Genomic DNA, 22,075 nt, shown 5'->3' on the forward strand with positions numbered 1-22,075 from the left:
GAGGCAACCCCGTCGTCTATATGGCCGTCCTGTTAGTGATCGGCCTCATGCTCGGACCCGTCATCTACATCATCATCGGCGGGTTCCGGACCAACTCGCAGATCACCACCGACCCGGCCGGCCTGCCCGACCCGTGGGTGCTCGGCAACTACACCGACGTGCTGACCGGCGACGTCTTCTGGCGCCAGTTCGGCAACTCGACGATCGCCGCGGTCATCACCACGGCCGGAGTGGTCGCCCTGGGCGTGATGGCGAGCTACGTCCTCGCGCGTTACAGCTTCCGCGGCCGCGGGGCGATGTACGCGTTGTTCGCGGCCGGGCTCATGTTCCCGGCCACGGTCGCCATCACGCCGCTCTACCTGCTGGTGAAGAACCTGGGCCTGGTGAACACGCTGCCCGGCGTCATCCTCCCGCAGATCGCCTTCGGACTCCCGACCACGATCATCATCCTGGTCCCGTTCCTGCGGGCGATCCCCAAGGAGATCGAGGAGGCCGCGGCCATCGACCGCTGCAGCCGGCTCGGCTTCTTCTGGCGGATGGTGCTGCCGCTGTCGGTGCCCGGCCTGATCACCGTCGGGATCCTGGCCTTCGTCGGCAGCTGGAACAGCTACCTGTTGCCGCTGTTCATCCTGAACGACCAGGAGACCTTCACCCTGCCGCTGGGGGTGCAGAATTTCTCGTCGCAGTACTCGGTCGACACCGCGAAGGTGCTCGCCTTCACCTCGCTGTCGATGATCCCGGCGCTCGTGTTCTTCAGCCTCTTCGAGCGGCGCATCGTCGGCGGGCTCACCGGAGCGGTGAAGGGCTGAGCCGGAAGATGCGCAGGTGGCGGTGGGAGGCGCGGGTCTTGTAGTTCTCGTAGCCGGGCCACTGGTCCACGATCAGCCGCCACAGACGTTCGTGATCGTCGTCCAGAGCCTCGTACGCGATGACCGGGATCTCGGCTCCGCCGAGCGTGACCACTGCCCTCGGGTCGGCGGTCAGGTTCCAGGCCCAGGCCGGGTCGCTCTCGCCACCCCAGTTCGAGGCGATGACGACCAGATCGTCGCCATGCCGTACGAATTGCAGGGGGCTGCTGCGCGGCAGCCCGCTACGCCGCCCGGTCGTCGTCAGCAACAGCGACGGCGCCATACCCAACGCGACGACCCGCCCCCGCGTCACCCGGCTGAGCAGCCGGTCGACCCGCACGAGACGCCGGGCCACCGGCGTGAACGCCGACCACGACCCGGCCGTACGCCACAGCTTCCTCCACACCCGGACTCACCTCTCGTCGCGCGGAGGACCACCGTACGCCCGGCACCCTCGCAGGTGCCGGGCGGCCGGTCAGGTCACCGGCGGTAGATGGTCAGCTCGGACATGTTGCGGTAGCTGATACCGGCGAAGTCGATGGACTGGCCGGGGTTGGCCGTGCCACCGGGGGCGCTGTCCTGCTCCCAGTTCGCGTGGTGGTAGTCCTGGCGGCCGATGACCTCGAAGAACTGCTGGAAGTTGATGTCGCCCTCACCCAGCGGCACCATCGTGTAGCCGTTGGCCTGGGCCGGAGCACGGTCGCCGTCCTTGGCGTGGAACAGCGGGAACCGCTCGGTGCGCGGCGCGACGGTGAGGATCGGGTCGAACAGATCCTCCTTCGCGTTCCCACGAGCGTCCACATAGGTGTGGTGCTTGAACCGGGCCACGTACGCCCAGTAGACGTCCATCTCGAAGAAGACGTAGCGCTCGTCGGTCTGGCCGAAGAAGTACTCGAGCTTGCGCAGCCCGCTCGACCGGGTCGGCCGGCCGTTCGCGTCGAGAGGCCCCGCGTCGAGCAGGAACCCGTACGCGGCGTCGTGGTTGTGGGTGTAGAGCTTGAGCCCTCGTTTGCGGGCCGTGCGGCCGAGCTCGTTCCAGAGGTCGGCGGCCGCGTCCCAGTCGGCGCGGTAGGCGCTGCCGGTCGGGTCGCTGCCGGTGCCGATGTGCTTCATGCCGAGCGTCTGGGCGATGTCGAGCTGCTGCTCGAAGGTGGCCGCGTTGATCGACGTGTGCGTGCCGTTGGCGACCAGCCCGTTGTCGTCGAGGATCTTGCGGATCTCGGCCGGCGTGATCTGCCGGCCCAGGATCGAGGTGTGCTGGTTGTAGCCGGCGAACTCGATCTCCTTGTAGCCGATCTCGGCCAGCCGGGCGAGAACCCGTTCGAAGCCGTACGGCACCCCGGAGTCATCGGGTGCGGCGGAGATCCGGTCACGGACGCTGTAGAGGATGATGCCGCGGTTACGGGACGGGATCAGCGGTTCGGCACGCAGCTTGCCGGGGCCGTGCCCGTGGCCCTTGTCGTGCGCGAGGGCCGGCGAGCCGGTGGCCAGCACGGGAAGTCCGGCGGCTCCGATGGCGGCGGCCGCACCGGCGGAGGCGGTAAGAATCTGACGGCGGGAGACAGGCGATTTGAACATGCGAACTCCATAGAGGACGTTGTTCGGAGTTTGTGTCACGCGTGTTTCAGACTTGAAAAGACACTAACGCTCGCCAGAGTCAGAAGATAGTCCAAGATAGATCCAACTTTCGTCTGAACAGACAAAAGTCGATCCCTGAGTCATTACGGATCATCGCGCGCCGAAAGCCTCCCGGCGACTTCTCGATCACGCCCGTTCTCGGCCCCGCCACGCGCAAGCCCGCCCCTCGGCCCCCGCTACGAGCAAGCCCGCCCCGCAGCGCATTCCGGCCGCGCCTCCGCGCCACGCCACGCCCGGCCTCAGCGGCCTGGCCGACGGCCCCGAGGCGGCCGAGCAACTGCTCAAGAACCTCGCGGCGGGCGTCCCGATGGAGCGCCTCGGCCGGCCCGAGGAGATCGCCGAGACCGTGCTCTTCCTGGCCTCCCCGGCCGGCAGCTACATGACCGGCGCCCAGATCTACGTCGACGGCGGCGCCAGCCAGATCTGACCGTACGCCGAGGCGGGCGCGACGGAAACGTCGCGCCCGCCGGTGGCCTCAGGGAAGGTTGATCGGGCGCAGCACAGCGTCGATGCCGTGCGCGATCTGGCGGTTGCCCTTGTTGATGTCGAAGCGGATGACGCGCGGGTCGCGGTCGGAGCGGTCGGCGTCGATCAGCTTGACGCGCTTCCAGTGGTGGCCGTAGACGTCGACCTTGATGGACGAGCCGGCGGCCGTCTTCAGCGAGGCGCCGTCGGCCTTGAGCGCCGCCTTGCGGTCGATCGTGGCGCCCGGCACGACGTGGTAGAGCAGGACGGACTCGACGGTGTTGATGCCGAGCCCGGCCACCGCGGTGAACGCAGCCTTCTCGCTCGGCAGGCGCTTGGTGTTCTTCAGGTCGGCGACCAGCTTCTGGAACGCGCGGTCGTCGGGCAGGAACGCCGTCAGAGCCACCTTGCCGTCGGTCAGCACCTTGACCTGGCTCGACGGCTTGGCCTTCAGCACGGCCAGCACGGCCGCGGTGAGAATGTCGTAGTCGCCCCCGCGGTGGTCGAAGCCGCTCTTGTCGGCGGTGAGGACGGCGGCCAGGGACTTCGTGCCCAGCGGTTTGGTCTTGCCGTGGGCGCTCGCCGGAGCGGCGAAGAGCGCGGAGGCGACGACCGTGGTGGTCGCGACGGCGGCGAGTCGGGTGAACCTCATCATCGAGCGTCCTTTCCAAGTACGGGCGGTGGCAGTCGCGCCACCACCCGTACTTCGCCCCGGTCGCCCCGGATGGATGCAGTTATTCGGTCAGAATTCCGCGCAACAGGCTGCGGCCGGAGTGCGTGGCGTCGCCGTCGTGCGGCTCGTCGCTGATGTCGACCAGGCGGTACTGATTCATGTCGATGCCCGGCGGCACCGGCAGCACCGAGTCGCCCTGATCGGGCAGGTTGCCCAGGGCCACCATCTTCGTCAGGTCGTCCGGGTCGATCAGCCACACCTCGTGAAAACCAGTGGTCAACGGCAGATTTCGTACGCCGATGCGCATCTCGCCGTCCGACAGCACCCGAACCGTGCCGCCCGCAGCCGCCGGGACCGTCGCCAACGGAGCCAGCGTGGCCCGGGCCGTGACCGTCTCGGCCGGAGCCCGCCCCGCGAACCGGTCGACCGCGACCGTTCCGGCGACGGCGACGATCGCCGCGGCGGCCGCGGCGAGCACCGGCACGAGCCAGCGCGGCCGGCTCCGCCGTACGGGAGAAGGCTTCTGCTGCCGGACGGGCTCGGCGATGTCGGCCTCGATGCGCTGCCAGATCTGCTCCGGCGGAGGCGGCAGGTCGCGCAGGTCGTGGGTCTCGGCACCCAGACCGGTGACGGTGCGCAACGTGTCGAGCTCGTCCCGGCAGGTGGCGCACCGGGCCAGGTGGCCGGACTCGGCGGCGTCCTCGGCCTCCTCAGAGAGCGCGAAGAGGACCAGCCGATCGGGATCCAAATGTTCCACCGTCCACCTCCCAACGGCGTCGCAGGTTCGCCAGTCCGCGCCGGATATGGCTCTTGACCGTACCGAGCGGGAGCCCGGTCACGGCCGCTATCTGTGGGTGGGTCAGGTCGTCGAAGAATGCCAGCTCCAGGGTGCGGCGCTGCTCCTCGGGCAGGCGGCCCAGCTCGTCGGCGACCACCAGCCGGTCGACGACACGCTCCGGGCGCTCCGCCTCCTCGGCCGGGGCGACCTGGGATCGTACAGTCTCGACCAGCCGGTCGTCGCGGGCCGCGGACCGCATCCGGTCGATCGCCTTACGCCGCGCGATGCCGAGCAGCCAGCCCAGGATCGTGCCGCGTTGCGGGTCGAACGAGTCCCGGCCGGCCCACGCCGCCACGAAGGTCAACTGTGTGACGTCCTCGGCGTCGGCCCGGTTGCCGAGCAGCCGTTGAGCCAGATAGAGCACGGCCGCTCCGTGCCGGTCGTAGGCGAGCCGCAATGCCTTCTCGTCGCCGCTGCGCAAGCGCTCGGCGAGCTGATCGTCGCGGTCCATCGACCTCCCTTCCGCGCGTCGTCCACCCAGTCGTTCGTTCGGCGAGGCCTCGGCGGATGCACCGAACTTCCCCGATTTCGCTGCATCCATCCCACACCGTCACGACGAAGGACCTGGCATACCGAACCACGATGAGCCGTTCGAGGGAGTTTCGATGCGAATCCTGCACATACGACGCGCGGTCACGGTCGGCACGGCGTCCCTGCTCGCCCTGGGTGCCGCCGGCGCGTTCGCCGCCGGTCCGGCCTTCGCCAAGGCGAACTCCAAGGTGTCGGTCGTGCACGGCATCCCCGGTCAGCCGGTGGACGTCTACGTCAACGGGGAGAAGACCGTCCCCGGGTTCCAGCCCGGCAAGGTCGCCGGGCCGCTCAGCCTGCCCGGCGGGGAGTACGACATCGCGCTGACCAAGCCCGGCGACGCTCTCGGCAGCGCGCTGCTGACCGTCGAGAACGCCGAGGTGCCCGGCGACGCGAACATCAGCCTGGTCGCCCACCTCGACGAGGGCGGGAAGCCGGTGCTGACCCCGTTCGTCAACGACACGAGCAAGCTCGACCCGGGCCAGGCCCGCCTGATCGTGCGGCACACCGCGGCCGCGCCCGCCGTCGACGTGCGCGCCGGTGGCCAGCCGGTCTTCGAGGACGTGACCAACCCCAAGGAGGGGAAGGCCGACCTCGACGCCGGCAGTGTCTCGGCCGACGTCGTGCTGGCCGGCACGCAGACCCGGGTGCTCGGCCCGGCCGAGGTGAACCTGCGCGAGGGCGCGGCGACGATCGTCTACGCGACCGGCTCGGCCGAGGACAAGACGCTCGCTCTGGTGACCCAGACAATCACCGGTCTCCACTCGGCGCCGGGCGGCGTGCCCAGCGGTGACGGCGGGCTCGCCGACCGGGGGAACTCCCTGCCCTGGTACAGCGTGGGTGGCGCCGGGATCCTGCTGGTTCTGCTCGGCCTCGCCCGCCTGGTGGCCACGCGTCGATGAGCACTGCTGCGCACCGCGGCACGTCCCGGCACCGGCCGGGGCGTGCCCTGCTCCTCGTGGCCGTGGGCACGGTGCTGACCACCGTCGCCGGCGTGGCCGCCTGCCAGGCCCGGCCGGAGGGCGACTTCGGCCCGGCCGGTGTCGCGACGTCGGCGCCCGCGAGCCCGTCCGCTGCCGTCGCCGGACCGGTCCCCGTCCATGACGGCCGGCCACCGGCGGCGGCCCCGGTCGACGCGCCCGTCCGGCTCACCGTCCCGGCGCTGAAGCTGGACGCGACCGTCGATCCCGTCGGCATCGACCGGCGGAGCGGCGACTTCGCCGTGCCACCGAGCGTCGACCGGGTCGGCTGGTACCGCTTCGGACCGGGCTTCTCGGCAACGACGGGCTCGATCGTCGTCGCCGGTCACGTGGACAGCGCCGCCGAGGGCGAGGGTGCGTTCTTCCGCCTCGGCGCCCTGCGGACCGACGACGTGATCACGCTCGCCGGCCCGGGAGAGCGCACCCGTACGTTCCGGGTGGTGGCCCGCGAGCGCTACCGCAAGACGGCGATCCCGCTGGGCAAATACTTCGCCCGTGACGGCGCCGCTCGGCTGACCCTGATCACCTGCGGCGGCCCGTTCGACGCCCGCACCCGCCACTACCGCGACAACGTGGTCGTCACCGCGACCCCGCAGCCGTAGGCCGGCGTCGGCATACCGCTTCCGAGGTACGGAACGTCAGCGCCGCAAGATCTCCGACGGCGACGTTCCGTACCTCGCCCGGTGCAGTTGAGCGAAGCGGCCGAGGTGGACGAAGCCCCACCGATGGGCCACGGCCGCGACCGTCACCCGGGTCCAGTCGGAGCTGCGCAGGTCGTCGTGGGCCCGGGCCAGCCGGACGTCGCGGACGAAAGCCATCGGGGTGAGGCCGACGTGGCGCTTGAACGCGTCCTGCAGGCTGCGCGTGCCGACACCGGCGACCGCGGCGAGGGCGGCGAGCGTGAACGGCCGGTCCGGATGCGCCTCGACCAGGTCGACGACCCGCCGGACCGCCCTCGGCGGCGGCCCGCCGCGGGTGCGCTGACGATCGAGCGTCCGACGGTCCGTGGCGACGATCAGCCCCGACACCACCAGTTCCTGGATCCGGTCGCGGTGCAGCGGATGACCCGTCAGGCTCTGCTCGCCGAACGCGTCGGCGTGCACCCACCGCACCAGCCGGGACCAACTGGCCAGCAGCCCGGGCACCGCGCCGGCGTCCAGCCGAGGCTTCGTGGCGTACGGCTCGTCGAGCATGACGGCCAGTTGCCGCCGCATCAGGGCCGGCTCGATGCGCACCCCGATCACCTCGCAGTCGGCGCTCCACCGGTCGTCGACCTCCCCCGCGTACGGCTGGTAGATCGCCGCCGCCCCGGGCAGCACCGGCAGCGAGGGACGTACTTGCAGGCGACCGGCGCGCACCACGTTGACCTGGAAGCAGTCGAGTTCCGGGAATCGCACCCGGAGCGCGGCGCCGAAGCTGACCTCGTTGATGCCGAGGTCGCCGACGGCCGCGGCCCTGACCCGTACGGCGAAACTCGGGTGGCGGTCGGCCGGCACGAGAACGCTGGAGCGGAACCGGGCGTCGAGGAACGCTTTGGCCTCGGCGAGGTCACTGGTTCGCAGCACGGCGGACGAGCCGCTCGATTCCATCGCACCGCCCTGCGCTCGATGGCCTGTGCCATCGACTCTAGGGCCTACGGCTTGCGGCCGACGGCGCCGTACTGGTCGATCTCGGCGCCGTCGGTGTCGGGACGCCAGCGGGTCACCGAGACCAGGCCCGGGTCGACGAACTCGAGACCGTCGAAGAACTGGGCCAGGCGGGCCGGGCTGCGCAAGTGGTAGGGCAGCGCCGCCGATTCGTTCCAGATGCGGGCGGCCTCGACGACCTCGGGGGTGATGTCGGTGCCGTCGTAGATGGCGAGGTAGCTGCCGGTCGGTACGGCGTCCAGCGCCTTACGCACCATGGCCTGGGCGACGGCGTCGTCCTCGACGTGGCCGAGCACGCCCATGAACAGCACCGCCACCGGCTGGGTGAAGTCGAGCGTGCGCCGCGCCTCGCGCAGCACCAGGTCGATGTCGTGCATGTCGGCGTCGATGTAGCTGGTAGCGCCGTCGGGGTGGCTGGTCAGCAACGCTCGGGCGTGGGTGAGGACCAGCGGGTCGTTGTCGACGTAGACGATGCGGCTGTCGGGCGCGACCGACTGGGCGACCTCGTGGGTGTTGCCGGCGCTGGGCAGGCCGGTCCCGATGTCGAGGAACTGGCGCACCCCGGCTTCACCGGCCAGGTAACGCACGGCCCGCACGAGGAAGGCCCGGCTCAGGCGGGCGTGCTCGGCCAATTGGGGCTGGCTCGCGAGGATCTGGTCACCGACCGCCCGGTCGACGGCGAAGTTGTCCTTGCCGCCGAGCAGGTAGTTCCAGATGCGGGCGGTCTGCGGGACCGAGGTGTCCAGCTGCACGTTGTCCGACACGATGATCAGCATAGACGTTCCACGATGCGCGTGCGGAGCCCAACCGAAAAGGACACGATCCGATACCAAGCCCCCACGGGTTCGCCGTGAGTGGTTAGGGTCTCGCCAATGGTGACCGACGTCACCGCGTTTGTCCGTACCCATAGGACACGGCGTAGGTCCGTACCCATAGGACGAGGTGAACAGGATGCGTGCATCAGTGAGGCTCATCGCCGTCGGCGCCGTCGCGGCGCTGACGATCGGCGCGGCCGGCTGTGCAAAAAGTGATCGTGACAGTGGGGGCGACGAGAACACGTCCGCCGCTGGTGGGACCTTCATCTTCGCGGGCGCGGGCGACCCGAAGAACTTCGACCCGATCTTCAACGACGACGGCGAATCGTTCCGGCCGATCCGGCAGATGTACGACACCCTCGTCACCCACAAGCCCGGCACCGCCGAACTGGTGGGCGGCCTGGCCGAGAGCTGGTCGAACGACGCGACCGGCAAGATCTGGACGTTCAAGCTGCGTCAGGGGGTCAAGTTCCACGACGGCACCCCGCTCGACGCGGCGGCGGTCTGCGCGAACTTCGACCGCTGGTTCAACATGAAGGGCGAAGCCGCCCAGTCCCAGATGATCTACTACACCGACGTCTTCGGCGGGTTCGCGGGCAGCCCCGACGCGGTCTACTCGAACTGCAAGGCGCAGGATGCGAACACCCCGGTCGTGACGATGACCAAATACAAGGGAGCGTTCCCGGGCGCGTTCACGCTCACCGCGTTCTCCATCGCCAGCCCGGCCGCGATGAAGAAGTACGACTCCGACACGGTGACGCAGAACGGCGACTCGTTCTCCTACAGCGCCTTCGCGAACGAGCACCCGACCGGCACCGGCGCGTTCACGTTCGGCGGCTGGAACAAGGCCACCGGCGAGATCACGCTGAACAAGAACCCCGACTACTACGGGGACAAGGCCAAGGTCGACAAGATGATCATCAAGATCATCAAGGATGAGAACACCCGGAAGCAGGAGCTGCGCGCCGGCACGGTGCAGGCGATCGACTTCCCGGCCCCGGCCGACCGCAAGGCCCTCGCGGCCGAGGGCTACAAGGTGCTCGACCGGCCCGCCTTCAACATCCTCTACCTGGGCATCAACCAGAAGAACAACCCGAAGCTCAAAGACCTGCGGGTACGGCAGGCCATCGCGTACGCCCTCAACCGCGCTCAGCTCGTGCAGACCAAGGGGCCGGGCGGCGCGAAGGTGGCCGACCAGTTCCTGCCCGACACGGTGAGCGGCTACGCCCCGGACGTGCAGAAGTACGACTACAACGTGGACAAGGCCAAGCAGCTGCTGGCCGAGGCGGGCGCGACCGGGCTGACGCTCAACTTCTACTACCCGACCGAGGTGTCGCGGCCGTACATGCCGAACCCGCAGGAGATCTTCACCGTCCTGGCCAACGATCTGCAGGCGGCCGGCATCAAGGTCAACGGCGTTCCGCGGCCGTGGAACGGTGGCTTCAAGGACGACGTGCAGCAGTTCGGCAAGCAGGACCTGCACATCCTCGGCTGGACCGGCGACTACAACGACCCGGGCAACTTCGTCGGCACGTTCTTCGGCCGGGGCAAGGTCGAGTTCGGTGACCAGGCGATGGCCGAGATGTTCACCGCCATCGGCAAGGCCGACGCGACCGTCGACCAGGCGGCCAAGAAGGCGGCGTTCGAGCAGGTCAACCGTGACCTGGCGACCAAGTGGCTGCCGGCCGTGCCGGTCTGGCACGCCCCGCCGGCGCTGGCCACGACCAAGAACGTCGAGGGTCTGGTCGCGAGTCCGTTGACGGCCGAGGAGTTCAACACCGTCTCGCTCACCAAATAGCACCAGGCGTAGCCGCGGCCCGGACCTCACCAGGTCCGGGCCGCCGGTCGCTGATACGCGAAGGAATTCCTCATGGTGAGAGTCATCTCGCGCCGCCTGATCCAGCTCGTCGTCACCCTGATCGCCCTGATGACGCTGGTCTTCTTCTGGCTGCGCAGTCTGCCCGGCGGACCGGTCGACGCGTTGCTGGGCGAACGCGCGACCCCGCAGACCCGCGAGCTGCTGACCCGGGCCCTCGGCTACGACCAGCCGATCTGGGTCCAGTACGGCCGCTTCCTCAAGAACGTCGTGACCGGCAACTTCGGCAACTCGATCCGCACCGGCGAACCGGTGACCGACGTGATCAGCCGAGCCTTCCCGGCCACCGTCGAGCTGGCCCTGGGCGCGATCATCATCGCGATCGGCCTGGGCATCCCGCTCGGCTATCTCGCGGCCCGGCACCGCGGGCGGCTGCTCGACAACGCGACCATCATCGTCACCCTGATCGGCATCTCGATCCCGATCTTCTTCCTGGGCTACCTGCTCAAGGACTGGCTGACCCAGGGCGTCCACTACTTCCCGCCGTCCGGCCGCATCTCCACCGGGCTGGGCAACACGGACGTGACCGGCTTCTTCGTGCTCGACGGGCTGCTGACCCGGGAGTTCGACGCCTCGGCCGACGCTCTCTGGCATCTCGTGCTGCCCGCGTTCACCCTGGCCACGATCCCGCTGGCGATCATCATCCGGATCACCCGGGCCAGCGTCCTCGACGTGCTGGACGAGGACTACATCCGCACCGCGGACGCCAAGGGCCTGCGCAGCCCGACCATCCGCAAGCGGCACGTGCTGCGCAACGCCCTGCTGCCGGTGGTCACCACGATCGGCCTGCAGACCGGGGCGCTGCTGGCCGGCGCGGTGCTGACCGAGAAGGTCTACAACTGGGGCGGCCTCGGCACGCTGATCACCGACTCGATCAGCGGCGGCCGCGACTACCCCGTACTGCAGGCCCTGATCCTGCTGGCCGCCGTCGTCTTCATCGTGGTCAACCTGCTGGTCGACCTCTCGTACGCGGTCATCGACCCGAGGGTGCGTGTGCAATGAGCCGACCCGGGGGAATCTCGACCCTCGCCGATCACAAGCGCAAGCGGATCGACGAGCTGATCGCCCGCACGGCCGAGGCCGGCGGGGTCAGCCTGCTGCGCGACGCCGGCCGGCGACTGCTGCGCAACCCGACCGCGATCGTCGGCGCCACGATCATCCTGCTGTTCCTGGTCATCGCGATCTTCGCGCCGCTGGTGGCACCGCACGACCCGGTGCAGCGGTTCCCCGAGCTGACCAAAGATCTGACCGTCGACAGCATCCCGGGCTCGACCGCCGGGCACCCGCTGGGCAGCGACCCGCTCGGGCGCGACTTCGCATCCCGCATGGTCTTCGGCGCCCGGCAGACGCTGTTCGTCGGCGTGCTGGCGACGCTCATCGGCCTGCTGGTCGGCGTGCTGCTCGGGGCGCTGGCCGGCGCGATCGGCGGCTGGGTCGACGTGCTGGTGATGCGCCTGGCCGACGTCATGCTGGCCCTGCCCGGCCTGCTGCTGGCGATCACCCTGGTCGCGCTGGCCAGCCGCTCGACCCAGTGGACGGTGATCGTCGCGGTCGCGGTGGTGAACGTGCCGATCTTCGCCCGATTACTGCGCGGGTCGATGCTGGCCCAGCGGGAGAGCGACCACGTGCTGGCCGCCCGCGCGCTGGGCGTGAAGCGGCGCGACATCGTGCTGCGGCACATGCTGCCGAACTCGATGACCGCGGTCATCGTGCAGGCCACCCTGACCTTCGCGGTGGCGATTCTGGACGCGGCCGCGCTGTCGTTCCTGGGCCTCGGCGACCCCGACATCAACCGGGCCGAGTGGGGCCTGATGCTCGGCGTCGACGGCGTCCGCTACTTCGAGGTGCGACCCGAACTGGCGTATTTCCCGGCCCTGGCGATCATCGTCGTGGCCCTCGGCTTCACGTTGCTCGGCGAGAGCATCCGCGAGGCGCTCGACCCGAAGAACCGGCGGTGATGTGTCATGCCCCTTCTCGACGTACGTGATCTGTCGGTGGTCTTCGACCGCAAGGGCACCCGGCCGGTCAAGGCGGTGGACGGCGTCAGTTTCACGGTCGAACCCGGCCAGACGGTCGGGCTGGTCGGCGAGTCCGGCTGCGGCAAGTCGGTGACCAGCCTGGCGATCATGGGACTGCTCCCCCGCCGCGGCAACCGGGTCACCGGCGAGGTGCGGTTCTCCGATGTCGACCTGCTCAAACTGCGCCCGCGCGAGCTGCGGGACTGGCGCGGCCGCGACATCGGCATGATCTTCCAGGACCCGCTGTCGTCGCTGAACCCGGTGATCCCGCTCGGCGTGCAGGTGGCCGAGGTGCTCGAACGTCACCAGGGCCGGACCCGTCAGGCAGCGCTGCGCGAAGCCAAGGAGTTGCTCGACGCCGTCGGCATCCCCGACCCGCAGCGGCGGCTCAAGGAGTTCCCGCACCAGCTCTCCGGCGGCATGCGGCAGCGGGCGCTGATCGCGATCGCGCTGGCCTGCAAGCCGCGCCTGCTGATCGCCGACGAGCCGACCACGGCGCTCGACGTGACCATCCAGGCGCAGATCCTCACGCTGCTCAAGGAGCTGGTCGACAACTCCGGCACGGCCCTGGTGATGATCACGCACGACCTCGGGGTGGTGGCCGGGCTCTGCGACACCGTGAACGTCCTGTACGCCGGCAAGGTCGTCGAGCGGGCCTACCGGCACGACCTGTTCGAGGACCCGCGCCACCCGTACACCCACGGTCTGCTGCAGTCGGTGCCGAGGCTGGACGTCGACCGCGGCGCGCGGCTGCACCAGATCCGCGGGTCGGTGAGCGACAACATCCCCTGGTCGGAGGGGTGTGCTTTCGCCCCGCGCTGCGACCGGGTGATCGACGACTGCATCGGCGAGACGGTGCCGCTCGAACCCACCCGCCGCGCCGGCGCCCTGCGATGCACGAACCCCGTGGAGAGGGAGGTGGCGGTGTGAGTTTCCTTGTCGAGATCGACGACCTCAAGGTTCACTTCCCGATCAAAAGCGGACTGCTCTTCGACCGTACGGTCGGATACGTCTACGCCGTCGACGGCGTTTCCCTGAAGATCAAGCGCGGGGAGACGTACGGTCTGGTCGGTGAATCCGGCTGCGGCAAGTCGACGCTCGGCCGTGGCCTGCTGCGCCTGGTCGAGCCGACCCACGGCACCATCACCTTCGACGGTACGGATGTCCGGTCGCTCGCCGGTGAGCGGATGCGGCTGTTCCGGCGCCGCATGCAGATGGTGTTCCAGGACCCGATGTCGAGCCTCGACCCGCGGCAGTCGGTCGAGTCGCTGCTCGTCGAGGGGTTGAAGGCGCACGACCTGCACAAGAACAAGGCGGACACGCAGCAGCGGCTCCGGTCCACGCTCGACTCGGTGGGGCTGCCCGCGTCGGCGCTGAACAAGTATCCGCACGAGTTCTCCGGCGGCCAGCGGCAGCGGATCGGCATCGCCCGCGCCCTGGTGCTCGGCCCCGAGCTGATCGTGGCCGACGAGCCGGTGTCCGCGCTCGACGTGTCCATCCAGGCCCAGGTGGTGAACCTGCTCGACGACCTGCAGGAATCGCTCGGGCTGACCTACCTGGTGATCGCGCACGACCTGGCCGTGATCCGGCACATCTCCGACACGATCGGCGTGATGTACCTGGGTTCGCTGGTCGAGGAGGCGAGCGCCGACCAGTTGTACGAGCGGCCCCTGCATCCGTACACCCGGGCTCTGCTCTCGGCCGTGCCGATCCCCGACCCCCGGGTCGAGGACCGACGCGAGCGGATGCTGCTCGTCGGCGATCTGCCGTCGCCGGCCAACCCGCCCAGCGGCTGCCGATTCCGTACGCGTTGCCCCTGGTCACAGAGCCGCTGCACGGAGGAGCGGCCGTCGCTGAGGACATTCGACGACTCGGGCCAGCGGGTCGCGTGCCACTTCGCCGAGCAGATCCTCAGCGGCGAGCTGAAGCCGCACGAGGTCCGCGCCGAGCTGGTCCGGCCCGACGTGGACACCGGCGTGGGCGCCGAGCTGATCCCGACCCGAACGGACCTGCCCCTGCCCTGACCTCACGGCGCCTCGGCGGTGGCGATCAGGGTGGCCCGGCCGATCACGTGGCCGAGCATCTGCACGCCCAGGTAGGCCGGCGTGGACGCCGACGTGACGGCGAGCTCGTCGACGTCGAGCGCGTGCACGGCGATGACGTAGCGGTGCGGGCCGTCCCCCGGCGGCGGGGCGGCCCCGAGATAGCGCACCGACCGCAGATCGTTGGGCACGGTCACCGCCCCGCGCGGCAGGCCGGCGCCGCCGTCGTCGCCCGCGTTCTCGGGCAGCGACGTGGTGCTCGCGGGAAGGTTGGCCACGGCCCAGTGCCAGAAGCCCGACCCGGTCAGCTCATCAGGGTCATAAACGGTCACGGTGAAGCTGCGGGTCCCGGCCGGGGCGCCGCTCCACGAGAGCTGGGGCGACTCGTCCCGGCCGCCCGGCATCCCCAGCAGGCCGGAGAGGTGGGCCGGGGCCAGCGGTTTGCCGTCCTCCGCGCTCTCGCTGGTGACCGTGAAGACCGGCGCCGCCGGCAGCCGCTCGAACGGGTCGTTCATCGGGTTTCCTCCGGGTCGCTCGGATGCCTCGTCAACGGCACCGTGTCGATGGTCAGCCACTTGGCCAGCGGGAGCGCCCGCAGAATCTCGTCCAGCTCGGCCGGATCAGCGGCCTGCCACACACCGGCGAAGCGGCGCTCGCCCAGCCGCCACAGCCGCTCGAGGTGACCCTGAGCGGCCAGCTCGCGGGCCCGCTCGGCCTCCCGCTCGAAGACCTCGTCGTCGTCCGGCTCGCCCACATCGAGCGTGACCAGGTATTCCGTCCAGTCCGGGCGGACCTTCACCGTGCCCGGGCCGGGATCGTTGGGGTGCTCCCCCAGCGGCGTGGCCGAGTCGGTGCGCCAGACCCGCAGCGGCATCCCCGCGAGAGTCGTCTCCAACTCGTCCGCGTCCCCGGCCGTGAACACGCCGATCGACCGCCACTCCCCCGGGCCGAGCGGCGGCCGCCACAGCCGCAGCATCTTCCCCCGCGTGACCAGCCGCGCCGTGTTGGCCGCCTCCCGGGCTCGGACGTCGTCGACCTCCTGCTCCGACGTGCCGTCGGGCACCCGCGTAACCATCGTGACCAGGTATTCCATGTTCCCAGACTGGCCCGGCGGGGCGGGCGGCCACACCCGTAGGACTCCCTGGCCGGCACGAACCAGGGGCAACCCGTCTTGCCCCTGCGGGAACGGCCGCGCCGAGCGGGCGGACGGCGCCCTTCTCTGATGATCAACTCGGGGTTTCCGTTCGAACCCCGAGGACACACCGCCGCGCGGCGAGGAACCTTCGTGAACCCGCGCTGAGGCCTCCGGCCAAGTGTTCGGCTGCTCGATTGGCTGGTCAGCCCGCTGAGGCGTCCAGGGCTGAGCGGAGCTGCGTGCGGTTGCTGATGCCGAGCTTCGGGAACGCCTTGTAGAGGTGGGTCGCGACGGTTCGGTGCGACAGGTAGACCTGGTCGGCGATCTCGCGGTTGCTCATGCCCGACGCGGCCATCCGGGCGATCTGCAGCTCCTGTGCGGTGAGCGTGTCGGCGGTTCCGGGACGCGCGAACTTGTCCGATCGGCCGGCGGCGACCCCGGCGGCGCGCAGTTCGCTTGTCGCGCGTCGCGTCCACGGGGTCGCCCCCGCGCCCTCGAAGACCCGCAGGGCCGCGCTGAGCTGCTCGCGGGTGTCGACGATGCGCCGCCTCCGGCGAAGCCACTCCCCGTACGCCAACCGCGTGCGCGCCACCTCCAGCGCGCTCGGATTGCCGGGCACGGTGGCCAGCGCCGCCTCGAAGTGGTCCTCGGCGCGGTCGGGTTCGGCCTGGGCCCAGGCGCGGCGCACCAGGTTGTCGAGGAACGGGCTGCCGAACGCGGCGGCCTGCCGGGACGCCTCCTCCAACAGCGGCACGACCGAGGCCGTACGGCCGGTGCGCGTCGCCGCCTCGGTCAGGTCGGCGATCGACCACAGTCCGGTGGTGGCCATCGCCTGGGCCCCGTGCAGGGCGGTCCACGCGTCCTCGTCGCGGTGCTCGTTGAGGGCTACCAGCCCGGCCGACCAGTGGGCGCGGGCCTTGATGAAGGTGGGCCCGCTCAGTTCCCCCGCGCGCCGCAGCGCCTCGAGCGCGGCCGTGTTGTCGCCCCGCCAGGCGTGCGCGCGGGCGGCCGCGATCGCCGAGTCGGCCGCCGTGACCCGCAGTCCGAGGTCGGTGCTGAGCCGCAGGGCCAGCTCGGCGTCGGCCAGCCCGTCCCGCAGCCGGCCCATGCCGATGCGGATCAGCGCCCGTTCCCGCAGCGACCAGGCCTCGTCGCCCGGCGCGCCGGCGCGGTGGAAGTGTTCGACGCCGAGGTCCCAGCAGGCCAGCGCGGCCGCCGGGTCGTGCACGGCCTGGGCCATGAGCCCGACCCCGATGATGATCTGCGAGCGGCTGGGCCGGTGGTCGCCGCGCTCGGCGAGGTAGTCGCGGACGTCGCCGAGCAGTCCCGGCATGCGGGTCCGGGCCTGCGCGGCGTGCTCGGCCGGGTGGAGCAGCACCCGTCCGAGCAGGGCGGGCAGGCCGCCGTTGTCGCCGGCGGCCGCGTCGATGGCCTGCGCGAGCCGCTCGCGTACGTCGTCCGGCAGTCCGTGGATGCAGTGGGCCGTGGCCGCCGTGGCCAGGATCCGCAGGCGCTGCGCCCGATGGTCCTGCCCGTCGGGGCCGCCCAGCCGGGCCACGAGGTCGAGCAGTTCGTCGGTGCTGTGACCGGGCAGGGCGGCGCTGGCGCCCAGCGCCGAATCGGTCAGGGCCAGGGAGGTGAGCGTCTCGGGATCGGTCGCCTGCGGCCAGGCCTCGCGCACCAGCAGCGCGCTGTCCGCGACCTCTCCGGCCTGGCGGGCGACCTCGGCCGCGGTGGCGATGCGGCGGGTCCGGTCGGCCACCGAGGCCGAGAGGGCGGCGGCCCGGCGCATCGCCGCGACCGCCTCGGTGAGGGCGCTGCGGGCCTGGGCCCGGGCCGCGGTCTCCTCGAGCGCGAGGGCGACCGTGTCGTCGTACAAAGGGGTCGCGGCGGCGGCGTGCCAGGCGGCCCGGTCGGGATCGATCGACGCGGCGGCCAGCAGGCGGTGCGTCACCGTGCGCTCGGCGACCGACGCGGCGCCGTAGACAGCCGAGCGGACCAGGGGATGACGGAGAGCCACGTGGTCGCCGGTCACCGTGACGAAACCGGCGTCCTCGATCGCCGCCAGGTCGTCCAGGCTCAGGTCGGCCGACGTCGCGGCCCGCATCAACTCGCGGAGCGACGACTCCGGCGCCGCGGCGATCACGAGCAGCAGGCGCCGGCTGCGCTCGGGCAGCCCGGACGCGCCCGCGAGGAAGGCGTTCTCCAGCCGACGGGTCATCGGCAGCCACGGCCCGGCCCTGTCCTCGATCACCTGGGGCAGCTCGGCCAGCGCGAGCGGGTTGCCGACGGCCTCCTTCAAAATCAGCTTCTGGGCCGGTACGTCGAGTTCGGGCCGCTGTTCCCGCAGGAGCCGCTCGGATTCCTCCGGGGCCAGCGGGCCGAGCGCGGCCGTCGGCAACCCGGACGACGTGAAAGGGTCGATCGTCGCCCCGCGGCCGGACCGCACCGTCACGATCAGCAGCACCCGCGCCTGCGACAGACGCCGGGCGACGAACGCGATCGTCCGGGCACTCGACGCGTCGAGCCACTGCGCGTCCTCGACCACGACGACCGCGGGTTGCTCCGCGCCGTATTCCTCGAGCAGCCCGAGCGCGGCCAGCCCGGTCAACAGCGGGCTCGGCGCCGGCCCGACGGCCTGACCGAGCGCGATCTCCAAAGCCTGCCGCTGCCCCGGTGGCAACGCGGTCACCCGGTCGAGCAGCGGCTGCAACAACTCGTGCAGGCCCGCGAAGCCCGAGGTCGTCTCGCTGTGCACCCCGGTGCAGCGCAGCTCGTGGAAGCCCTGGTCTCTGGCCATCGCGACGACGGCGTCGACGAGGGTGCTCTTGCCGATGCCCGCCTCGCCCTCGACGATCACGGCGTGGCCACCGGCGCCGACCTCGTCGAGGAGCTCCCGGAATCGGGTCAGCTCGGGCTCACGGCCTACCAACATCGGCACAGAGGGGGGCTGGGCTGGCACTTCACGAAGTCTAGCGGCGCCACGGGCAACCGGCCTTGCCCTTGCGGCGGCGGAAGGGGCCGACCGGCGAAACACGGTACGACGGCCTGTCACCGTTGCCCGCGTGACCAACCTGACGACCGGATCGTCGTTCCCCGAGCTCGGCTCGAGCACCGCCGACCTGCTCGCCGCCGCGACCCGGCTCCTCGATCCCGACCAGTTCGCGCGCGCCACGACGTACGGGAAAGAACTTGAGGTGACCGCGGGCCAGCACCTGCGGGAGGCCGATCTCGTGCTGTGCTCGACGGCGACGCTCACCTCGTTCCACACGGCCGAGCCGTTCCTCACGCACGGCCCGGGCGGGTTCGCCGGCGAGTTGAGCCTGCTCACCGGCCAGACCAGCAACCTTTCCGTACGGGTCACCGAGTCGGGCCGCGTCCACGTGATCGACCAGCCGTCGTTCCGGCGGTTGATGGCGCAGCAGACCGACCTCGGCGACCTGTTCCTGCGGGCCTTCCTCGCCCGGCGGCGGATGCTGCGCTTCGGCGCCGAGCAGTCGACCCGGATCGTCGGCGACCCGCGCTCGGGCGACGGGCTGGCCCTGCGCGTGTTCCTCTCCCGCCAGGGCCTGCCGCACCTGTGGGTCGACAGCGCCTCGGCCGACGGCGGGGTCGTCATGGCCGAAGCCGGTCTGGAGCCGGGCGACCTGCCGGTGGTGCTGGCCCCGGACGCGACGATCCGCCGGGTGACGCCGGGCATCCTCAGCGAGCACCTGGGCCTGGCCTATCGCAGCGCCGGACGCCGTACCGTCGACTTCGCCGTGGTCGGCGCCGGACCAGCGGGCCTGGCCGCGGCGGTCTACGGCGCGTCCGAAGGGCTCAGCACCCTGCTGCTCGACGGGGTCGCGACCGGCGGGCAGGCCGCGACGAGCGCCCGCATCGAGAACTACCTGGGCTTTCCGTTCGGCCTCAGCGGGCTCGACCTCACCACCCGGGCGGCGGTGCAGGCGCTCAAGTTCGGCGCCGAGATCGCCACGCCGTGCGGGGTGGCGGCCCTGCGGTCCGAGGGTGACGAGCACGTGCTGGTGCTCGGGGACGGCGCCGAGGTGCGGGCCCGGACCGTGCTGGTCGCCACCGGCGCCACCTACCGGTCCCTGCCAGTCGATCGCTGGGACCACTTCGTGGGCGCCGGGATCTACCACGCCGCGACCGACCTGGAGGCCCAGGGCGTCGCCGGTGAGCCGGTGGTCGTGGTCGGCGGCGCGAACTCGGCCGGGCAGGCGTCGCTGCACCTGGCCCGCTACGCCGAGCACGTCACGCTGGTCGTGCGGGCGGCCGACCTCGGCGAGAAGATGTCGTCCTACCTGGTCGAGCGCATCCGGGCCGACGCGCGGATCACGGTGCTGACCGGCACCCGCGTCACCGGCCTGCTCGGCGACGAGCACCTCACCGGCATCACGGTGTCGGGTCGCGACGAGCCGCTGCCCTGCCGGGGGCTGTTCAGCTTCATCGGGGCGGTCGCCGCGACCTCGTGGCTCGACGGGCCGAAGCTGGACGACAAGGGTTTCGTGCTGACCGACGACGGTCCCGGGGCGCTGCCGCTCGAGACCACCGTACGAGGGGTCTTCGCCGCCGGGGACGTGCGTGCCGGCTCCATGAAGCGGGTCGCCGCCGCGGTCGGCGAGGGATCGGCCGCTGTGCGCTCCGTGCACCAGGCTCTGGCTCGAATCCGCGATTTTCAGTAGTTGTGCTTATGCGTCCCTACCGCCTCACCGGCCACTGTTGCCGCAGCAGGTGTGAAGGAGGACGACATGACTCAGGCCGTTGTCGCGCCACCGGTCGCGGTGTCGGTGCAGGCCACCGACTCGCTGAGCCTCATCGGGCTGACCACGATGCTGGCCGACCGGCCGCAGGTGCGGGTCATTCCGTGGAGCGAGGCCGGTGGCGACGTCGTGGTCTTCGCGGCCGGCCGCCTCGACACCCGGGTGGTGGCGGCCCTGCGCCGCTCGGCCGCCGCCACCCGCCGGCCGGTGGTGCTGGTCCTCGACGAGATCAACGAGGCCGAGCTGCTGCTGGCCGTCGAGTGCCGGGTGCAGTCGGTGCTGCCGCGCGCGGCGGTGACGGCCGACCGGCTGACCCGGGCCGTCGCGGCGGCCCTCGCCGGTGACGGACTGCTGCCGCCGCCCCTGGTCGGCGACCTGCTGGAACATCTGCGCGACCTGCAGCAGCGGGTGCTCGACGAGGCCGGGCTGAACGCGGCCGGGCTCACGCCCCGCGAGATCGACGTGATCAGGCTGATGGCCGAGGGGCTGGAGACCACGGAGATCGCCGCGAAGCTCTCCTACTCGGAGCGCACCGTCAAGGGCACCGTCCACGCCATCACGCGCCGGCTCGGGCTGCGGAACCGCTCCCACATCATCGCCCACGCCATGCGCTACGGCGTCATCTGAGAAAGCCGGATCATCGACATGACCGTCATCGTCAACGCGCCCGACTGGGCCCATCCGCAGACCGACCTGACCGGCTCCACTGTGCTCCTCATCGGCGGGACGGGTGGCGTCGGCGAGGGGGTCGCCCATGCGCTGCTGGGCGCCGGCGCCACCGTCGTCGCCACCGGGCGTACGCGGGAAAGGCTCGACGACCTCGCGGGCCGGCTCGCGTCGCCGCGGCTGGTCACCGCCGTCCTCGACCTGCTCGACCCGGGCCTGCCCGAAGCCGTCACCGCCCTCGTACGGGAGCACGGGCCGCTGGGCAGCGCCGTCGTCAGCGTCGCCGACTGGGGTGGGCAGGGCCGCAAGCGGGTCATCGACCACACCGACGACGAGTGGGACGCGCTGATCGCCCAGAACCTGACCACGATCTTCCGCGCTTATCGGGCGCTGATCCCGGCGCTGTCCGCCGAGGGCGCGATCATCCAGCTCAACGGCCTCAGCGCCGACCTGCCCTTCCCGGGCGCGGGCGGGCGGGCCCTGACCGCGGCGGCGACGAAGTCGATGACCCGCACGATCGCCGAGGAGCTGCAGGGTTCCGGGCCTCGGGTGTACGAGGTCATCCTGGGCCTGATCGGCACCCGGTCGCGGCAGCTCGCCGGGTTCGACGACCCGACCTGGATCCCGCCGACCGACGTCGGTGTCCACGTCGCCGAACTGGTCGCCGGCACCAGCCCGCTCGCCGGGTCCGTGCTGCACTACCTGGTCGAACGGGCCGACGGACCCCGATCCGCATGATCGAGATCATTCGCCCGGGCGACCCGGCGTACCGGGATCTCAGGGACGTCTACACCGCCACCGGCGCGCCGGCCTCGATTCTGCGCCCGAGCAGCGCCGACGAGGTGGTGCAGGCCCTCGATCAGGTTGACGGCGAGCTCTCGGTCCGCAGCGGCGGCCACGGCATCAGCAGCATCGCGACCAACGCCGGCGGCACCGTGATCGATCTCGGGAGGCTGGACGCCGTCGAGCCCCTCGGCGGAGACCTGGTGCGGGCCGGGCCCGGCGCCCGGTGGGGCGACGTCGCCGCGACGCTGCGGCCGCGGCCCTGCACACCGCCAAGATCTCGATAGTCCAAGGCAGCCGGCTGCCGTTCGCCGAGGCTCAGGCCCAGGAACGCGCCCTGTTCGCCTCGCTCCGCGTGTCC

23 protein-coding genes are annotated in these 22,075 nt (G+C 71.1%); 13 read left to right on the forward strand and 10 right to left on the reverse strand.

The window, feature by feature from the left end; all coding sequences use genetic code 11:
• The first annotated feature begins 20 nt into the window (after window positions 1–20).
• Window positions 21–809, forward strand: a complete 789-nt coding sequence (locus EER30_RS29940; RefSeq protein WP_127504035.1) for a carbohydrate ABC transporter permease — start codon at window positions 21–23, stop codon at window positions 807–809.
• Here the strand turns inward: EER30_RS29940 and EER30_RS29945 are convergent.
• A complete protein-coding gene (locus EER30_RS29945) occupies window positions 787–1,254 on the reverse strand; it encodes a nitroreductase/quinone reductase family protein (RefSeq protein ID WP_240670387.1) in 468 nt (155 codons plus the stop codon). The two genes, EER30_RS29940 and EER30_RS29945, sit on opposite strands and share 23 nt — an antisense overlap.
• Before the next feature lie 74 nt (window positions 1,255–1,328).
• Window positions 1,329–2,426, reverse strand: a complete 1,098-nt coding sequence (locus EER30_RS29950) for a sugar phosphate isomerase/epimerase family protein (RefSeq protein ID WP_127503979.1) — start codon at window positions 2,424–2,426, stop codon at window positions 1,329–1,331.
• A 307-nt stretch (window positions 2,427–2,733) separates the two neighbouring features.
• Here EER30_RS29950 and EER30_RS48930 point away from each other — a divergent pair, with 307 nt between their 5' ends.
• Window positions 2,734–2,913: an SDR family oxidoreductase gene (locus tag EER30_RS48930; RefSeq protein ID WP_255436993.1), complete on the forward strand. Its 180-nt coding sequence runs from the start codon at window positions 2,734–2,736 to the stop codon at window positions 2,911–2,913.
• A 48-nt stretch (window positions 2,914–2,961) separates the two neighbouring features.
• On the opposite strand, the gene EER30_RS29960 is transcribed toward EER30_RS48930, so the two are convergent.
• The 3 genes from EER30_RS29960 to EER30_RS29970 form a co-directional block, all read right to left on the reverse strand.
• Window positions 2,962–3,603 (reverse strand): fasciclin domain-containing protein, encoded by a 642-nt coding sequence (locus EER30_RS29960; RefSeq protein WP_127504036.1) that lies wholly within the window; start codon window positions 3,601–3,603, stop codon window positions 2,962–2,964.
• An 82-nt stretch (window positions 3,604–3,685) separates the two neighbouring features.
• On the reverse strand, window positions 3,686–4,381 hold the full coding sequence (locus tag EER30_RS29965) for an anti-sigma factor (RefSeq protein WP_127503980.1): 696 nt from the start codon (window positions 4,379–4,381) through the stop codon (window positions 3,686–3,688).
• Window positions 4,335–4,913: an RNA polymerase sigma factor gene (locus tag EER30_RS29970; RefSeq protein ID WP_127503981.1), complete on the reverse strand. Its 579-nt coding sequence runs from the start codon at window positions 4,911–4,913 to the stop codon at window positions 4,335–4,337. The genes EER30_RS29965 and EER30_RS29970 overlap by 47 nt, the downstream gene beginning before the upstream one ends.
• A 154-nt stretch (window positions 4,914–5,067) precedes the next feature.
• On the opposite strand from EER30_RS29970, the gene EER30_RS29975 reads away from it, so the two are divergent.
• Together EER30_RS29975 and EER30_RS29980 are read left to right on the forward strand one after the other, a co-directional pair.
• Entirely contained in the window at window positions 5,068–5,892 is an 825-nt protein-coding gene (locus EER30_RS29975) for a DUF4397 domain-containing protein (protein WP_127503982.1), read from the forward strand.
• Window positions 5,889–6,572, forward strand: coding sequence for a class F sortase (locus tag EER30_RS29980; protein WP_127503983.1), 684 nt, complete (start codon window positions 5,889–5,891; stop codon window positions 6,570–6,572). Before EER30_RS29975 ends, EER30_RS29980 begins: the two co-directional genes overlap by 4 nt.
• A 36-nt stretch (window positions 6,573–6,608) precedes the next feature.
• Here the strand turns inward: EER30_RS29980 and EER30_RS29985 are convergent, their stop codons facing one another.
• Both EER30_RS29985 and EER30_RS29990 read right to left on the reverse strand, forming a co-directional pair.
• Window positions 6,609–7,559 carry an AraC family transcriptional regulator gene (locus EER30_RS29985; protein ID WP_127503984.1) on the reverse strand — a complete coding sequence of 317 codons (951 nt, stop codon included), beginning with the start codon at window positions 7,557–7,559 and terminating at the stop codon, window positions 6,609–6,611.
• 44 nt (window positions 7,560–7,603) lie between these two features.
• Window positions 7,604–8,392, reverse strand: coding sequence for an SAM-dependent methyltransferase (locus EER30_RS29990; protein WP_127503985.1), 789 nt, complete (start codon window positions 8,390–8,392; stop codon window positions 7,604–7,606).
• A gap of 175 nt (window positions 8,393–8,567) precedes the next feature.
• Between EER30_RS29990 and EER30_RS29995 the strand changes: the two genes are divergently transcribed.
• The 5 genes from EER30_RS29995 to EER30_RS30015 all read left to right on the forward strand — a co-directional run bounded on the left by EER30_RS29995 (window position 8,568) and on the right by EER30_RS30015 (window position 14,349).
• Window positions 8,568–10,229 carry an ABC transporter substrate-binding protein gene (locus EER30_RS29995; protein WP_127503986.1) on the forward strand — a complete coding sequence of 554 codons (1,662 nt, stop codon included), beginning with the start codon at window positions 8,568–8,570 and terminating at the stop codon, window positions 10,227–10,229.
• A gap of 72 nt (window positions 10,230–10,301) precedes the next feature.
• On the forward strand, window positions 10,302–11,309 hold the full coding sequence (locus EER30_RS30000; protein WP_127503987.1) for an ABC transporter permease: 1,008 nt from the start codon (window positions 10,302–10,304) through the stop codon (window positions 11,307–11,309).
• A complete protein-coding gene (locus EER30_RS30005) occupies window positions 11,306–12,265 on the forward strand; it encodes an ABC transporter permease (protein ID WP_205650483.1) in 960 nt (319 codons plus the stop codon). The genes EER30_RS30000 and EER30_RS30005 overlap by 4 nt, the downstream gene beginning before the upstream one ends.
• A 6-nt stretch (window positions 12,266–12,271) precedes the next feature.
• The gene (locus EER30_RS30010; RefSeq protein WP_127503988.1) at window positions 12,272–13,255 is read left to right on the forward strand and encodes an ABC transporter ATP-binding protein; all 984 of its coding nucleotides are present in this window, start codon (window positions 12,272–12,274) and stop codon (window positions 13,253–13,255) included.
• Window positions 13,252–14,349, forward strand: a complete 1,098-nt coding sequence (locus tag EER30_RS30015; RefSeq protein ID WP_432417578.1) for an ABC transporter ATP-binding protein — start codon at window positions 13,252–13,254, stop codon at window positions 14,347–14,349. Before EER30_RS30010 ends, EER30_RS30015 begins: the two co-directional genes overlap by 4 nt.
• 2 nt (window positions 14,350–14,351) lie before the next feature.
• Here EER30_RS30015 and EER30_RS30020 read toward each other — a convergent pair whose 3' ends face one another.
• The 3 genes from EER30_RS30020 to EER30_RS30030 form a co-directional block, all read right to left on the reverse strand.
• Window positions 14,352–14,882 carry a YbhB/YbcL family Raf kinase inhibitor-like protein gene (locus tag EER30_RS30020; RefSeq protein WP_127503990.1) on the reverse strand — a complete coding sequence of 177 codons (531 nt, stop codon included), beginning with the start codon at window positions 14,880–14,882 and terminating at the stop codon, window positions 14,352–14,354.
• Complete coding sequence (locus EER30_RS30025; protein WP_127503991.1) at window positions 14,879–15,460, reverse strand: muconolactone Delta-isomerase family protein; 582 nt, start codon at window positions 15,458–15,460, stop codon at window positions 14,879–14,881. Before EER30_RS30025 ends, EER30_RS30020 begins: the two co-directional genes overlap by 4 nt.
• 244 nt (window positions 15,461–15,704) lie before the next feature.
• Window positions 15,705–18,437, reverse strand: coding sequence for an AAA family ATPase (locus EER30_RS30030; RefSeq protein ID WP_127503992.1), 2,733 nt, complete (start codon window positions 18,435–18,437; stop codon window positions 15,705–15,707).
• Between the two features lie 130 nt (window positions 18,438–18,567).
• Between EER30_RS30030 and EER30_RS30035 the strand changes: the two genes are divergently transcribed.
• From EER30_RS30035 to EER30_RS30050, 4 genes are all read left to right on the forward strand, one after another.
• The gene (locus tag EER30_RS30035; protein ID WP_205650484.1) at window positions 18,568–20,187 is read left to right on the forward strand and encodes an FAD-dependent oxidoreductase; all 1,620 of its coding nucleotides are present in this window, start codon (window positions 18,568–18,570) and stop codon (window positions 20,185–20,187) included.
• 66 nt (window positions 20,188–20,253) lie between these two features.
• Complete coding sequence (locus tag EER30_RS30040; RefSeq protein ID WP_127503994.1) at window positions 20,254–20,892, forward strand: helix-turn-helix transcriptional regulator; 639 nt, start codon at window positions 20,254–20,256, stop codon at window positions 20,890–20,892.
• Window positions 20,893–20,910: 18 nt separating this feature from the next.
• Window positions 20,911–21,669 (forward strand): SDR family oxidoreductase, encoded by a 759-nt coding sequence (locus EER30_RS30045; RefSeq protein WP_127503995.1) that lies wholly within the window; start codon window positions 20,911–20,913, stop codon window positions 21,667–21,669.
• Complete coding sequence (locus EER30_RS30050) at window positions 21,666–22,001, forward strand: FAD-binding protein (RefSeq protein ID WP_127503996.1); 336 nt, start codon at window positions 21,666–21,668, stop codon at window positions 21,999–22,001. The genes EER30_RS30045 and EER30_RS30050 overlap by 4 nt, the downstream gene beginning before the upstream one ends.
• The last annotated feature ends 74 nt before the right edge of the window (window positions 22,002–22,075 follow it).

Source organism: Actinoplanes solisilvae (assembly GCF_003999975.1).
In the GTDB taxonomy this organism is placed as follows: domain Bacteria; phylum Actinomycetota; class Actinomycetes; order Mycobacteriales; family Micromonosporaceae; genus Actinoplanes; species Actinoplanes solisilvae.